The organism is Hyunsoonleella sp. J2K-J805, from assembly GCF_057167125.1.
Genome location: NZ_CM169901.1, coordinates 1,908,391 through 1,923,636, shown reverse-complemented (window position 1 = coordinate 1,923,636; position 15,246 = coordinate 1,908,391). Strand labels below are relative to the sequence as shown.

Below are 15,246 nucleotides of genomic sequence, written 5' to 3'. Positions count from 1 at the left end.
TTATTGATCATTTTAAAAATAACGCCACCCTGAGCTTATGTAAAGGGCATTAAACTGTACATATGCTTTCCAGAAGACAGAAACATATTCTTCTTAAGTTTTTTAGTATGTTTTCTGTGGTTAGAGGGTACAATATTCTGGTGATTGTAATTGCCCAATACCTAACCTCTATTTATATTTTGGCGTATGATAAGCCGTTAAAAACAGTAATTTTTGATTTAAATTTATTAATGCTCGTTTTGGCTACTGGGGCAACTATTGCGGCGGGCTACATTATCAACAATTTTTATGATTCTGAAAAGGATCTAATCAATCGGCCAATAAAGTCAAGATTAGATCGCCTAGTCAGTCAAAACACCAAACTATCCTTCTATTTTGTTCTCAATTTTATAGCGGTGATAATGGCAAGTTATGTGTCTTTTAAGGCCGTAATATTCTTTTCTATTTATATTTTCGGTATTTGGTTTTATTCGCATAAACTGAAGAAATTACCATTTATTGGAAATCTAACATCTGCTATATTAACTATTACTCCATTCTTTGCCATTTTTATGTATTACAAGAATTTTGAATCCGTAATTTTTGTGCATGCCATATTTTTATTTTTAATGATTTCAATGCGCGAACTGACCAAGGATCTCGAAAATATAAAAGGAGACATCGCGCAAAACTACATCACTATTCCAGTGGCCTATGGTGAACGGGCTTCAAAAATTATGCTCACATTATTAGCAGTGGCTACGTTATTGCCAATGTATTTATTGTTATTTCATTATGAGGTAGGGTATATGTATCTCTTCTTCTATTTAAGTTTATTCCTTTTGGTAATTTTTATGATATTATTGTGGAAATCTACGACTAAGATTCAATATTTGATATTACACAATATTTTGAAATTTATAATTCTTGCAGGGGTATTTAGTATATTACTGATCGATGTGAGTGTTATTTTAAATCGAATTTAAATGCAAAATTTATTAAAAGTTGCTCTAGCTCAAATTTCCCCAGTTTGGTTGAACAAAGTTGAAACCTTAAAAAAAGTGGAACAGGCTATACGTGATGCTTCAAAAGAAAATTGCGAATTAATAGTATTTGGGGAAGGTTTAGTACCTGGGTATCCATTTTGGTTGGCTTTAACAGGAGGAGCAGAATGGAATACCAAGGTGAATAAAGAGCTACATGCACATTATGTAAAAAATTCAATTACTGTTGAAGAGGAGGATTTAGAATCAATTTGTGAATTAGCTAAAAAACACAAAATTGCCACTTATTTAGGGATTATTGAGCGCCCTTTGGATCGTGGTGGCCATAGTATTTATGCCTCTTTAGTTTATATAGATGCCAATGGAAAGATACAATCTGTACACAGAAAACTCCAACCTACCTACGATGAACGCTTAACTTGGGCGCCAGGAGATGGTAACGGTTTGCAAGTGCATAAATTAAAAGATTTTACGGTTGGAGGTTTAAATTGTTGGGAAAATTGGATGCCCCTTCCCAGAGCTGCGCTTTATGGTTTAGGTGAAAATTTACATATTGCCGTTTGGCCTGGGAGCGACCATAACACCAAAGATATTACACGGTTTATCGCTAGGGAATCTCGGAGTTTTGTGATTTCGGTAAGTAGTTTGATGACTAAAGAAGATTTTCCAAAAGATACGCCATATTTGGATGAAATTTTAGATAAAGCACCTGATGTTTTGGCCAATGGTGGTAGTTGTATCGCTGGTCCAGACGGCGAATGGATTGTTGCACCCGTTTTACATAAATCAGGTTTAATCATTGAAACAATTGACTTTAATCGCGTGTATGAGGAACGACAAAATTTTGATGCGGTAGGACATTATTCCAGACCAGACGTTACACAATTGCAGGTGAATACCGAGAGACAGTCTACTGTAAAATTCAACAAATAGATAAATCCTTATTCCAAAATCATCAATCATAAATTATTAGGTATATCTTTGCACAAAATTTACAGTGATGAATAAGCAACAAGGCGGTAAAGGGAAAGGAAAACCATCAAAATTTGATGGTGGTAACAAGCGCTATAAAAACATTTCCAAAGATAAAACCCCTGTTAAGAAGACTAATTCACAACATAAAAAATCTGGAAATCCAGATCAAATCCGTTTGAATAAATATGTCGCCAATGCAGGAGTGTGTTCACGACGTGAAGCTGATGTGCATATTGCAACAGGATTGGTTTCGGTTAATGGAAAAATCATCACTGAAATGGGCTTTAAGGTAAAACCAGGCGATGAGGTACGCTATGATGGTGCTAGAATTAGCCCAGAGAAAAAAGCCTATGTGTTACTAAATAAGCCAAAAGGTTTTGCTACAACTACTAGTGAGGGAAAGGGCAGAACGGTAATGGATTTAGTCGCTAATGCTACCAACGCCAAGATAAAACCTATTGGTCGCTTAGGTAGAAATTCAAAAGGTTTATTATTGTTCACAAATGATGATTCGGTTCATAAAAAGTTCACTCATTCTAAAAATGGGGTAGCGCGTTTATTTCATATTGAACTGGATAAAAACCTAAAACTTGAAGATTTAAAGAAGATTCAAAATGGGTTTAAGGTTGAAGGGAAACTAATAGAAGTGGAAGAAATAAGTTTTATAGATGGAGCTAGTAAAAAGGAAGTCGGTTTAAAAATCAAGAATACTGGCAATACTATAATCCGAACTATTTTTGAGCATTTTAACTACGATATTTTAAGCTTGGATTGTGTGGCGATCGGGCATTTAACCAAAAAAGATATCCCTCGTGGGCATTGGAAGCATTTAACAGAACAGGAGTTGAATACCTTAAAGATGCTTTAAGGGTTTTTAAACTCACCAATATGCCATAGCACCCCAGATGGGTCGTGTACAAAATATTCATTACCCCAATCATTATAATGAATTTCTGAAATTTTCACATCTTTATATTTGTTTTCTAAATGAAGTGCTTTGATATTTTTTAGATGTGTTTCTAAGTGCTCGACCTCCATAAAAATCATAGAATTATCTATCCAATCTTTAATGTTATAATCTTGCAAGTAAAAACCAAAGTCTCCTGATTTAAAGTAAGACATTTTATCTGAGAGCTTTAGTTCCTCAAATCCGAAATCATTGTAAAACTGTCTGGAAAGGCTGTAATCTTTGGCGCCTATGAAGGATCGGAGGGATTTTATATGATGATGCATCTTCAAAAAATAAACTATTTAAAAATACTGCGTTTTAACCTGCTTTATACTAAGAATATCTTAGCAAGCGGTTTCATAAGTGGAATATCAGTGTTATAATCAATGTGGCGAAGCCTTGAGATTATAGGGTAAGGCTAAAAAAGAATGGTATTCAAAGAAAGATTGAATACCATTCCAATCAAATATTGTTTTTATTTGATATTACTTCTTCCAAGCTTTTCCATTTCCTCTAATTCAAGCCCTTTGGTTTCATAGACATATTTATAAACAAAGTACACTGAAAGTATAGCGCCTATTGTATATAAACTATATGCAAAAGCTAGACCTGCTGACCCAAGTAACATTGGGAAGGTTAAGGTAACAACAAAATTTGCTATCCATTGTGATAGTCCTGCAATTGCTAAACCCAAACCTCTTATTTGATTTGGGAACATTTCTCCTAACATTACCCACATTACAGGCCCCCAAGAGAAGTTAAATAGCATCACATATGCGTTTGCAGCAATTAGAGCAAGTATTCCCATGCTATCGCTTAATTCTAAAGTTTCTTCTCCTGTAACCGCATTTAGTTCCATAGTTCCGGTAGAAAAAGCATATACTACTAAAGCTAAGGTAATACTCATGCCAATTGAACCAATCATTAGTATAGGTTTTCTTCCAATTTTATCTACTAAGAATAGTGATAGCACCACACCAGCAATACTCAAAGCACCTGAAATCACATTGATTAATAATGAATCACCTTCATCAAAACCAACAGCTTGCCATAATACGGCACCATAATAGAATACTACGTTGATACCAACAAATTGTTGAAATGCTCCTAGTCCAATCCCTACCCAGACAATAGGTTTAATTCTTCCTAATGTTTTGTCATACAAATCAGAAAACCGAGGTTTGTGGTCTGAAGATATGGAAGCATCAATTTCCTCTACTTTTCGCTCTCCAGTAACTGAACCATAGAGCTTGCTTAGAACTTTCTGTGCTTTTTCCTTATGGCTTTTTGCAACAAGATATCTTGGACTTTCTGGTATAAATAATAGCGACACAAAGAAAATTGTAGCAGGTATTAGCTCAATCCAAAACATCCAACGCCAAGTTTCGTAATCCCACCACAATGGATTTAAGGCAGATCCCGATAAATCGGCTAGCTTATAATTACTTAAGAACGAAAAAAACAAACCTGCAATAATTGCAATTTGTTGGGTGGTTGCCAGAGCACCTCGATATTTTGCAGGTGCTATCTCACTTATATAAGCAGGTGCCATTACTGAGGCTGCGCCAACACCTAAGCCACCAAGAATCCTATAAATTATAAACTCAATAGAAGATGTTGAAATCCCAGATCCCCATGCAGATACGATGAACAATATGGAAGCAACGATAAGCATGGATCTTCTACCATATAAATCGGCTAACTTCCCTGCAAAAAACGCACCTATAGCACAACCCAATAACATCGATGCAACATTAAAACCACTACCAATATTTTGAGCTTCAAAGGCAATTTCCAAACCTTTTACAGTTCCATTTATCACGCCACTATCAAATCCAAAAAGAAACCCTCCTAAGGTTGCTACTAAGGTTATTCCAATGACATATAATTTATTTACTTGTTCTTCAGTTTTCAAAATAATGACGTTTTAAATGTTAGCGATTTCAATTTAATTGATTTCAAATGTAAAGAATATTAATTTAGAGCTCAGCTATTAAATATGCTGATTAATTATATTTTCGAATAATTCTTGTTTACCACTCTTTAAAGGTAACTCTCCATTTTCTTTTGCTATTTTGTATAAATCGTTAAAGTCTAATTTACCACTTTCAAAGGCCTTACCGTTTCCTGAATCGAATGATGCGTAACGCTCCTGTCTTAACTTATCATAAGCTGAAGATGAAATGATTTTATCTGCAGTAATTAACGCACGTGCAAAAGTATCGGCACCGCCAACATGAGCATGGAATATATCTTCTAAATCTGTAGAGTTTCTTCTGATTTTAGCATCAAAGTTAACACCGCCACCTTGCAAGCCGCCTGCTTTAAGGAATACCAACATAGCTTCTGTAGTTTCTTGAATATTATTTGGGAACTGATCTGTATCCCAACCATTTTGGTAATCACCACGGTTAGCATCAATACTTCCTAACATTCCTGCGTTTGCTGAAACTTCCAATTCATGTTGAAACGTATGTTGCGCTAATGTTGCGTGATTGACTTCAATATTCATTTTAAAATCCTTGTCTAAACCGTAGTTTTTAAGGAAACCAATTGCTGTAGCAGCATCAAAATCGTACTGGTGCTTCATAGGCTCCATTGGTTTTGGTTCAATAAAGAACGTACCTTTAAAACCTTGACCTCGTGCATAATCCCTTGCCATGGTTAATAATTGTGCCATGTGATCTAACTCACGCCCCATATCGGTATTTAATAACGACATGTAACCTTCGCGACCTCCCCAAAACACATAGTTTTCACCATCTAGTTTTATCGTAGCATCTAGAGCTAGTTTTATTTGAGCCCCTGCTCTGGCAACCACATCAAACTCTGGGTTTGTAGCGGCACCGTTCATGTATCTTGGGTTTGAAAAACAATTGGCTGTTCCCCAAAGTAATTTAATGCCAGAAGCATCTTTCTTCTCTTTTAAGTAATCTGTTATGGCTGCTAATCGGTTTTCTGATTCTGCTAGCGTTGCACCTTCTGCAACTAAATCGTAATCATGGAAACAGAAATAATCAAAGCCCATTTTACTGATAAACTCAAAAGCAGCATCGGCTTTGTCTTTTGCTGCTTGAAGCGGATCGCTTGATTGATCCCACTCAAAATTTTGAGTTCCAGGACCAAAAGGATCAGCACCTTGTCCGCAGAAGGTATGCCAATACGCTATTGCAAATTTAAAATGCTCTCGCATTGTTTTACCAGCTACTACTTGGTCTGGATTGTAATATTTGAATGCCAAAGGATTATCTGAATCCTTTCCTTCAAACTTAATTTCTCCAATTCCTTTAAAATATTCTTTGTCTCCTAAAATTGCCATGTGTTATGTGTTTATTCGTTTATTTAATTATTATTCTATGTTGTTTTTTTTACGTTCTGCACCCGCGTTAGGGATTGTGCTTCGAGTACCTCAGCAACTAATGCATTTGTTGAAGCTCCCGACGTAGGAGGAGCGACTAGCGAAAGCCCGACTCTTGGGTAACCTGCCTGCCGGCAGGCAGGCGCCCAAATGCTATTTATTTAAAAACCCCTCTAATTGTATTTTCCAATTTTGGTAAGCGTTCTCGTAAGGCGCTTTATTCCCGAGTGGTTTATAAGTCATCACGTGGTCGTTAGCGGTGATGTTATCTCCAAACTTTTTAAAATCACCATCAGTTAAACCTGCGGCTCTTGCGGCACCAACAGCACCTGTGGTATTATAAATCTCGATATCATGACCGATTAAAGTGGCTACAGTATTCGAGAAAATTTCGGAACGGAACAAGTTATCATTTCCTGCTCTTATCACTTTTATTTCAGCGTTATCGCCTTTTAAAATGTCCATGCCATACACAAATGAAAACGCAATACCCTCCAGAGCTGCGCGACATAAATGCCCTTCGCTGTGCGTGTTTAAATTTAAATTGCAAAAATGCGTACCCACAATTTTATTGTTAAACATGCGCTCCGCACCGTTTCCGAAAGGAATCACACAGACGCCTTCTGATCCTACAGGTACAACCTCTGCTTTGGCATTCATAGCTTCATAAGAATTGGAAACTAAATTATCCTTTAACCAGCGGTATTGAATACCTGCACCATTTATGCACAATAGCTTGCCTAGGGTAGGATTGCTATTGGTATAATTTACATGTGCAAAATGATTGATACGAGAAGGTTCTTTTGACTTTAGCACTTCGGTAACGGCGTACACTACGCCAGAGGTTCCTCCGGTAGCAGCCACCTCACCATGATTAAATACATTAAGTGAAAGTGCGTTGTTTGGCTGGTCTCCAGCTCTGTACGTAATTGGAATGCCTTCCGGTAATCCTGTATCTTTTGCCCCTGATACATTTACCTTGCATTGGCTAGTAAAATTTTCAACGATGCTTGGTGTTAAGTTAGTATTTATATCGTAGTGCTCTAGTAACCAATCTGCTACCGCATCAGCTTTATAGTCCCAAAGCATACCCTCTGACAGTCCATTTTTCGTCGTGTTAATTTCACCTGATAATTTCATGGCGATAAAATCTCCAGGCAACATATATTTATCAATTTTCGTGTAAATATCAGGTTCGTTATCACGCACCCATTTTAATTTTGAAGCGGTAAAATTTCCGGGAGAGTTTAGTAATTTATCCATACAAATATCTTCTCCTAAAGCTTTAAAAGCTGTATCTCCTATCTCTACAGCACGACTATCGCACCAAATAATAGAATTTCGTAAAGGTTCACCAGCTTTATCAACTACAACCAGTCCATGCATTTGGTAAGAAATTCCAATACCAGTAATTTTTGCAGCATCAATATTACCTTCTTTTATAGCACGTTTGGTTGCCACACATATATGATGCCACCACATATTTGGGTCTTGCTCCGCCCAATGTTGCTGTGGTGCCACAATTTCCATTTCGTTTGTGGGTTCATTTAAGGTAATGATATTTGCTCCTGTTTCGGCATTAACAATCGCCACTTTTACAGAAGAACTTCCTAAATCGTATCCAATATAATACACCTGTTTAGTTTTAGTTAGTTTGAAAAAATTTCAGTCTTGAAAGTTATGAAAATAACCTTCGTTTTTAAGCTTTATTCCAAAAATATCGCATTGCTTTCTACGAAAATTTTTAGTAGTGTTAAATATTGAAAAATTATGTTAAGTGCAGCTAAATTTACCGACATAACCTAACAGATGTTTATATTTACATTAAAAATTTATAATGCAGAAAACATATTACGATCCCGCAGACCTTAGAAAATTTGGCAAAATCACAGAATGGAGTGAAGAATTGGGTAGCAAATTTTTTGAGTATTACGGTAAAGTTTTTGAAGAAGGTGCACTTACAGCACGCGAAAAATCCTTAATTGCTTTAGCGGTGGCTCATACCGAGCAATGCCCGTATTGCATTGATGCTTATACCAAAGACGGTTTGCAACGTGGCGTAACTAAAGAAGAAATGATGGAGGCTATACACGTTGGAGCTGCCATAAAAAGTGGCGCAACCCTTGTGCATGGTGTACAAATGATGAACAAGGTTAATAAGTTGGATGGGTAAAATAAGCCCCTGCTAACCTCTCCCGTTGAGGAGGAACTTCACTCAAACGTAAAAATGACAATAGTAAGGCGTAATAGAATTAATCATTTTTTGGGCGTTACCCACACCCTTCGAGTTCCTCAGGGCAAGTGGGTCGGGCTTTCGGCAGTGGTTCTCTCCTACGTCGGGGAGCTTCAACAAATGCATTGGCTGCTGAGGTACTCGAAGCACAATCCCTAACGCGAGCCAGAACTCATCGAGATTAATAGCTCTTAATAAAATATATGACGAAAATAAAAACACAATCCCTTCATAAGCGAGAAAGCTCATTGGCTCAGAGCAAAAGACAGTTAGAAATTCTATCCAATGGTATTTTCCAAAACGGTGAACTGCCTACTTTTGCAAAAAAAATAGCAGAGACCAATCAGTTTCCGTTAAAAGCTAAAAAGCTGGAAATTCTTCAAATCAACGTAGGTTACATGTGTAATCAGGTGTGCGAACACTGTCATGTTGACGCTGGTCCAGATCGTAAAGAAATAATGACCAAAGAAACCATGCAACAATGTTTAGACGTCATAAAAAATACAGGCGCTCACACACTAGATTTAACTGGAGGCGCACCAGAGATGAATCCTAACTTTAGATGGTTTGTAGAAGAAGCTTCAAAAGCTGGTATCAAAGATTTTATAGTGCGCTCTAATCTTACAATTATTCGTGCCAATAAAAAGTATTATGATTTACCAGAATTTTTTAAAAAGCACAATGTTCATGTAGTGAGCTCTATGCCACATTGGACACGCGGAAAAACAGATAAACAAAGAGGTGAAGGCGTTTTTGATATGTCTATAAAAGCGCTTCAGGAATTAAACGCTGTGGGTTATGGTATGCCAGATAACAGTTTACGTTTAGATTTGGTTTATAATCCATCAGGCGCATTTTTACCTGGGGACCAAATGTCGATGGAGAAAGATTTTAAAAAGGCATTGATGGAAGATTTTAACATTCAATTTCACAATTTATTCGCCATTACAAATCTGCCGATTTCTAGGTTTTTAGATTATTTAATTGCCTCGGAGAATTATGAAGACTATATGTATCAATTGGTAGAAGCATACAACCCTGCTGCTGTAGCAAACGTTATGTGTACCAATACACTTTCAGTAAGTTGGGATGGCTATCTTTATGATTGTGATTTCAATCAGATGTTAGAATTACCCGTAAATAGTAAGGCGAAGCATATTTCAGAATACAATGAAGATCTTTTGGAAGGCAGAAATATCGTAATTTCACAACATTGCTATGGATGTACTGCTGGAGCAGGAAGTAGTTGTCAAGGATCAGTAGCTTAAAAAATATATATGAAGTTTTTGTTTCTTTTCATTTGTATAGGTATTTCTATTTCTGGGTTTTCCCAGAAGAAATTGTCCAAACTTTTAAAACAACAAAATACCGAATCCGTACCTTATATTTCAATAGATTCATTGCAGAAAATTAAAAAGAATGTTATTCTCTTAGATTCACGAGAAGACAAAGAATTTAAAACCAGCCATCTTGAAGACGCTATTTGTGTAGGTTATGATAGTTTTAATTTAGAGAAAACCGTAATAAAACTCCCCAATAAAGACTCGAAAATAGTAGTGTACTGTTCTTTAGGTATCCGCTCTGAAGATATTGCCGAGAAACTTAAGAAGGCAGGTTATAAAAATGTACTGAACTTGTACGGCGGAATTTTTGAATGGAAAAATAAAGATTTAGAAGTAGTCAACGAAAATGAAAAACCGACGGACTCTGTACATGCTTTTTCTAAAGCATGGAGTAAATGGTTAAAAAAAGGTATAAAAGTTTATGAGTAAAGAACTCGTTATTGTTTTTGTAAAAAATATAAAACTTGGAAAGGTAAAAACCCGACTAGCCAAAACCATTGGTGATTTAGGTGCTTTTGAAGTTTACAAGGAGTTAGTTAAAATCACTGAAAAGGCAACCGCCAATGTTGAGGCCGACAAACGTATATACTTTTCTGATGTGATTATTGATGAAAAATGGAAGGATTTTGATAAATACGTACAGGAAGGTTCAGACCTTGGTGTACGAATGAAAAATGCGTTTATCAAGGGTTTTGAAGATGGTTACGAACGTATTGTTTTAATCGGATCGGACCTTCCGGACATAAATGCTTCCCATATTGCAAAGGGGTTAAAAGCTTTGGAAACATCTCAAACGGTTTTTGGGCCAGCATTAGATGGAGGCTATTACCTTATCGGGCTTTCAAAAATTCATGATTGCGTTTTTGACAATAAACCTTGGAGTCAATCCAATTTGTTAAAAATTACCCTTCAAGAATTAGAGTCTGCAAACATGAATTATAGTATTTTAGAAACTTTAAACGATATTGATACTTTTGAGGATTTGACTACCTCAGAGTTTTACAGATCGAACCTTCAATTACAAGAAAAAATTAAAAAATTAAATGATTAAGTTTATAAACGAGACGGTTGATTATCTTAAAGAAAAAGGCTTTGATACTCCAGAAATTGGTATCATCTTAGGAACAGGTCTAGGTCAGCTTATTAATAACGTTGAAATTATTAAGGAAGTAAGTTATAATCACATTCCTAACTTTCCAACTGCAACTGTAGAATTCCATAAAGGCAAACTCATTTTTGGGAAACTTGCTAGCAAAAAGGTAATTGTTATGCAAGGTCGCTTTCATGTTTACGAAGGTTACTCACTTCAAGATGTTACGTATCCTGTTCGCGTCATGGAAAAACTGGGCATTCATACCTTATTGGTTTCCAATGCGGCAGGTGCTATCAATTTGAATTTCAAAAAAGGGGAATTGATGTTAATTGAAGATCATATCAATCTTCAGGGCAGTTCGCCATTGGCATTTAAAGGCGTTGCTCAATTGGGTGAACGTTTTGTGGATATGAGTGCGCCCTATGATGGGGCTATCAATACTAAATTTAAAAGTATAGCAGCTTCAAAAGGTATCAAATTGCATGAGGGTGTTTACGTAAGCGTGGTAGGCCCTCAACTAGAAACCCGAGCCGAATATAGAATGCTAAAAATAATGGGAGCTGATGCCGTTGGAATGAGTACTGTACCAGAAATTATAGTGGCAAATCATCTAAAATTAAAAGCGGCTGCAGTGTCAGTTTTAACAGATGAATGCGACCCAGATAATCTAAAACCTGTGGATATTGTCGAAATTATTGCAATGGCAGGCAAGGCAGAACCCAATATGGTTACCCTTTTTAAAGAATTGATAGAAACATTGTAAGTTCGCAGTGTTCAGTATGCAGTTGGCAATCCACTGAATACTGATACTGCTTACTGAAAACTGAAAACTGAAACATGAGCACATACTTAGACACTACCCACGACGTTTATAAAGAAGCAGCCCTAACTCCAGATGTTGGTTTATGCTGTACCACAAATCCCATTTGGGAGTTACCTGGATTAAAAATCCCGAAGATTATGCAGGAGATGAACTATGGTTGTGGTTCCACCGTTCATGCACGAGATTTAACTAATAATCCGAAAATGCTTTATGTTGGTGTTGGCGGCGGTATGGAACTGCTGCAGTTCGCTTACTTTAACAGGCAAAAAGGAGGTGTTATAGGTGTGGATGTTGTTGATGAAATGCTGGAAGCTTCTCGAAAAAACTTTATTGAAGCCGAAGCCCAAAACGATTGGTTTAAAAGTGAATTTGTTGATTTAAAAAAAGGAGACGCTCTCAACCTTCCTGTGGAAGACAACGCTATTGATGTAGCTGCGCAAAACTGCTTATTCAATATTTTTAAAGCCGATGATTTAAAAAAGGCCATTGCTGAAATGTATCGTGTTTTAAAACCTCATGGGCGTTTGGTAATGAGTGATCCTACTTGCGAGCAACCTATGAACGACACTTTACGTAATGATGATAGATTGCGTGCTTTATGTTTAAGTGGTAGCTTACCTATTGCTGAATATGTAAAAATGTTGACAGATGCTGGTTTTGGCACTATTGAAATTAGAGCAAGAAAACCCTATCGTATTTTAGATCCTAAGCATTATCCAACAGATGAATTGATTTATATAGAATCGATTGAGGTTGCAGCTATAAAAGACCCAATGCCTGAAGATGGCCCATGTATTTTTACTGGTAAAGCGGCCATTTATTATGGTGAAGATGATTATTTTGATGATAAAAAAGGGCATGTATTACTTAAAAACCAGCCTTTAGCTATCTGTGATAAAACAGCAGGTGCATTGGCAAATTTAAATCGGCATGATATTTTCATTAGTGAATCTACCTACCACTATGATGGAGGAGGGTGTTGTTAGTTAATAATTAAAATTAGTTATGAAAATTTTTAGCCTCATATTGTTAGTCTGCTTATGTTTAGCATGCACTGGAACAAAAAAGGTGGTAGCGAAAACTGAAAGTTCTTCTACTGGAACTAAACAAATAGATACCATGGCAACTACAACAAAAGTAATTAAAATGACCGATTCACTTTATGTGCCGGATTCCGGCACTGATATTGAAATTGTGGATAAGCCTTTAATTAGGAATTCTAGTGAAACTACTACTGGTGCGATAGCTGAAAGAACAATAAAAGAGGAAATTGAGGAGCCGAAGCCTGAACATGATACAATTCTCTATACAGAAACTTTCAATCACGATTTTTGGGACGATTTATTAAAAAAACATGTTTCTAAAAGTGGAAATGTAGATTATCTGGGTTTAAAAAAAAATAGAGAAGTTTTATTAAATTATATTGAGCAATTGGCAAATAACACGCCAAACACTAATTGGACAAAACCTCAAAAATTAGCTTATTGGATAAATGCCTACAACGCATTAACTGTTGACCTCATTTTACGCCATTATCCTATAAAGAGTATCAAAGATATTAAAGACCCTTGGAAACAGCGCCATTGGAAATTAGGAGAAAAATGGTATAATTTAGATGAAATTGAGCATCAGATTTTGCGAAAAATGGATGAGCCACGTATTCATTTTGCTATTGTTTGCGCTTCTTACAGTTGTCCGAAATTACAAAACGAAGCTTTTACTGCCTTAAATTTAGAGTCTCAACTTACAAGGGCAACTAAAGAGTTTTTAAGTGACCCTGAAAGGAATGTACTGTCTCAAAATAGTATTGAACTTTCAAAAATATTTCAATGGTTTGCTAAAGATTTTAAACAGCATGGCTCAATTATTGACTTTCTAAATAAATATGCCGACGTACAAATTTCACAAAATGCAAAAAAGCGTTTTAAGGACTACAGTTGGACTTTAAATGAATAAAATTTCAATCATTGTACCAGTTTTAAACGAAGCAGGAAATATTAAAAATCTGCTTCGCCATCTTTGTAAAAACGCTTCAAAAGAAAATATCGAAGAAATTATTGTAGTTGATGGAGGAAGTACTGATAGCACACAAGACATAGTTGTTGATGTATCTGGCGAATTGAATGATGCATTTATACAATTAATCCATTCAGAAAAAGGGCGTGCCAAACAAATGAACCATGGTGCAAAAAACGCTAGCGGTGATATTCTCTATTTTTTACATGCCGATTCTTTTCCTCCTCAAAATTTTGATAAACACATTATTAGAACCGTAAAAAAAGGTAATAATGCTGGTTGTTTTAGAATGAAATTTGATAGTAGTCATTGGTGGTTAACCTTGGCTGGTTGGTTAACTGCCTTGCCATTTAAAGCAAGTCGTGGTGGTGACCAAAGTCAGTTTATAACGCGTCAACTCTTTAATGATATTGGCGGTTATGATGAACGCTTTTGTATTTATGAAGACAATGATCTGATTACAAGATTATACGCTAGAAAAGAGTTTGTTGTAATCCCAAAATGGCTAACAACTTCTGCTCGTTGTTATCAAAAACATGGTATTTGGAAAACGCAATTCCATTTTTGGAGAATTCATTTAAAAAGCCGTTTAGGGGCTTCTCCGAATGAGCTTAAGTCTTATTATGTTGAGAATTTGATGAAATTTTAACCTTTATTTCTTCCTTTTTCATCAGGATATAAGTCCTTAACTACATCGCTCTGAAACACTTCTTTAGTGTCAATATTTATGGCGGATAATTTCCCAAAAAATGCAGCACCTGTATCAACATTCCAAACATTAATAGCATTCATGGGTTCATATTTGCTATAATTGATTGTTGGTGTGTGTCCGATGTAAATTTCTTTGTAATGCGTTAAACGTTTAGGGTATAATTCTGAATTCTTTTCAATACGCTTGTCCATGGTTAAGGCCATTTCCCAAAGTGTTCTGTCAAAATACAACGTCGTTTGAAATACCTCCTTTTCAACTCCGTGCATCGACGTGAAACCTGCGTGTAAAAACAACCTGTTTTCAGTATCTAAATGATACATTTTTAAGCTATCAAAAAAGCTGAGATGTTCTTTTTTCTGTTCATCTGTAAAACCATCGTAACTTTCCATGGTTTCTTTTCCTCCGTGCATGTACCAAGTTGGGTTAACTTCATCATTTCGTAACCATTCCTCCGCCCAAACATCATGATTGCCTTTTATAAAAATACAGTTGACTGTCTTAGAAAGTTCAACCAAAAACTGTATTACTTGGGCAGATTCACTCCAACCATCTACATAATCGCCCATAAAAACTAGTTTGTCTTCATCTTTAACCTCCAGTTTATTTAGTAACTGTATTAAAGCTTTTAGTCCTCCGTGAATATCTCCTATTGCAAATGTGCGCATACTAAAAATTAGTTTTTTACAAAGCTAAGAGATTCCCTAAACTTAACCCTGATACAGTATTAATTTTAGATTAAAATTTATAAATTATTGATTTTA

The 15,246-nt window shown here is 36.0% G+C and carries 16 protein-coding genes; 11 read left to right on the top strand and 5 right to left on the bottom strand.

The genetic code is table 11. The features are described from left to right. Window positions 1-62: 62 nt before the first annotated feature. From AC1B0Z_RS08500 to AC1B0Z_RS08490, 3 genes are all read left to right on the top strand, one after another. Window positions 63-965 (top strand): geranylgeranylglycerol-phosphate geranylgeranyltransferase, encoded by a 903-nt coding sequence (locus AC1B0Z_RS08500; RefSeq protein WP_483791542.1) that lies wholly within the window; start codon window positions 63-65, stop codon window positions 963-965. Next, a complete protein-coding gene (locus AC1B0Z_RS08495; RefSeq protein WP_483791541.1) occupies window positions 966-1,916 on the top strand; it encodes a carbon-nitrogen hydrolase family protein in 951 nt (316 codons plus the stop codon). It abuts the gene before it with no gap. Between the two features lie 67 nt (window positions 1,917-1,983). Next, window positions 1,984-2,826 (top strand): pseudouridine synthase, encoded by an 843-nt coding sequence (locus tag AC1B0Z_RS08490; RefSeq protein ID WP_483791540.1) that lies wholly within the window; start codon window positions 1,984-1,986, stop codon window positions 2,824-2,826. Here the strand turns inward: AC1B0Z_RS08490 and AC1B0Z_RS08485 are convergent. The 4 genes from AC1B0Z_RS08485 to AC1B0Z_RS08470 all read right to left on the bottom strand — a co-directional run bounded on the left by AC1B0Z_RS08485 (window position 2,823) and on the right by AC1B0Z_RS08470 (window position 7,900). Continuing rightward, window positions 2,823-3,191 carry a VOC family protein gene (locus tag AC1B0Z_RS08485; RefSeq protein ID WP_483791539.1) on the bottom strand — a complete coding sequence of 123 codons (369 nt, stop codon included), beginning with the start codon at window positions 3,189-3,191 and terminating at the stop codon, window positions 2,823-2,825. The genes AC1B0Z_RS08490 and AC1B0Z_RS08485 overlap by 4 nt on opposite strands. Before the next feature lie 191 nt (window positions 3,192-3,382). Beyond that, a complete protein-coding gene (locus AC1B0Z_RS08480; protein ID WP_483791538.1) occupies window positions 3,383-4,822 on the bottom strand; it encodes a sugar porter family MFS transporter in 1,440 nt (479 codons plus the stop codon). A gap of 78 nt (window positions 4,823-4,900) precedes the next feature. Then, entirely contained in the window at window positions 4,901-6,226 is a 1,326-nt protein-coding gene (gene xylA, locus AC1B0Z_RS08475; RefSeq protein WP_483791537.1) for a xylose isomerase, read from the bottom strand. Window positions 6,227-6,418: 192 nt separating this feature from the next. Beyond that, complete coding sequence (locus AC1B0Z_RS08470) at window positions 6,419-7,900, bottom strand: xylulokinase (protein WP_483791536.1); 1,482 nt, start codon at window positions 7,898-7,900, stop codon at window positions 6,419-6,421. Between the two features lie 202 nt (window positions 7,901-8,102). Here AC1B0Z_RS08470 and AC1B0Z_RS08465 point away from each other — a divergent pair, with 202 nt between their 5' ends. The 8 genes from AC1B0Z_RS08465 to AC1B0Z_RS08430 all read left to right on the top strand — a co-directional run bounded on the left by AC1B0Z_RS08465 (window position 8,103) and on the right by AC1B0Z_RS08430 (window position 14,422). Next, complete coding sequence (locus AC1B0Z_RS08465) at window positions 8,103-8,438, top strand: arsenosugar biosynthesis-associated peroxidase-like protein (RefSeq protein WP_483791535.1); 336 nt, start codon at window positions 8,103-8,105, stop codon at window positions 8,436-8,438. Window positions 8,439-8,710: 272 nt separating this feature from the next. Continuing rightward, window positions 8,711-9,766, top strand: a complete 1,056-nt coding sequence (gene arsS, locus AC1B0Z_RS08460; protein WP_483795282.1) for an arsenosugar biosynthesis radical SAM (seleno)protein ArsS — start codon at window positions 8,711-8,713, stop codon at window positions 9,764-9,766. A gap of 9 nt (window positions 9,767-9,775) precedes the next feature. Beyond that, complete coding sequence (locus tag AC1B0Z_RS08455) at window positions 9,776-10,270, top strand: rhodanese-like domain-containing protein (protein WP_483791534.1); 495 nt, start codon at window positions 9,776-9,778, stop codon at window positions 10,268-10,270. After that, window positions 10,263-10,892 (top strand): TIGR04282 family arsenosugar biosynthesis glycosyltransferase, encoded by a 630-nt coding sequence (locus AC1B0Z_RS08450; protein WP_483791533.1) that lies wholly within the window; start codon window positions 10,263-10,265, stop codon window positions 10,890-10,892. The genes AC1B0Z_RS08455 and AC1B0Z_RS08450 overlap by 8 nt, the downstream gene beginning before the upstream one ends. Continuing rightward, the gene (locus tag AC1B0Z_RS08445; RefSeq protein ID WP_483795218.1) at window positions 10,885-11,697 is read left to right on the top strand and encodes a purine-nucleoside phosphorylase; all 813 of its coding nucleotides are present in this window, start codon (window positions 10,885-10,887) and stop codon (window positions 11,695-11,697) included. Before AC1B0Z_RS08450 ends, AC1B0Z_RS08445 begins: the two co-directional genes overlap by 8 nt. 74 nt (window positions 11,698-11,771) lie before the next feature. Further along, window positions 11,772-12,743 (top strand): arsenosugar biosynthesis arsenite methyltransferase ArsM, encoded by a 972-nt coding sequence (gene arsM, locus AC1B0Z_RS08440; RefSeq protein ID WP_483795216.1) that lies wholly within the window; start codon window positions 11,772-11,774, stop codon window positions 12,741-12,743. A 19-nt stretch (window positions 12,744-12,762) separates the two neighbouring features. Next, window positions 12,763-13,713 carry a DUF547 domain-containing protein gene (locus tag AC1B0Z_RS08435; RefSeq protein ID WP_483795215.1) on the top strand — a complete coding sequence of 317 codons (951 nt, stop codon included), beginning with the start codon at window positions 12,763-12,765 and terminating at the stop codon, window positions 13,711-13,713. Continuing rightward, window positions 13,706-14,422: a TIGR04283 family arsenosugar biosynthesis glycosyltransferase gene (locus AC1B0Z_RS08430; protein ID WP_483795213.1), complete on the top strand. Its 717-nt coding sequence runs from the start codon at window positions 13,706-13,708 to the stop codon at window positions 14,420-14,422. Before AC1B0Z_RS08435 ends, AC1B0Z_RS08430 begins: the two co-directional genes overlap by 8 nt. Here the strand turns inward: AC1B0Z_RS08430 and AC1B0Z_RS08425 are convergent. Next, window positions 14,419-15,150 (bottom strand): metallophosphoesterase family protein, encoded by a 732-nt coding sequence (locus tag AC1B0Z_RS08425; RefSeq protein ID WP_483795212.1) that lies wholly within the window; start codon window positions 15,148-15,150, stop codon window positions 14,419-14,421. The two genes, AC1B0Z_RS08430 and AC1B0Z_RS08425, sit on opposite strands and share 4 nt — an antisense overlap. Window positions 15,151-15,246 lie beyond the last annotated feature (96 nt).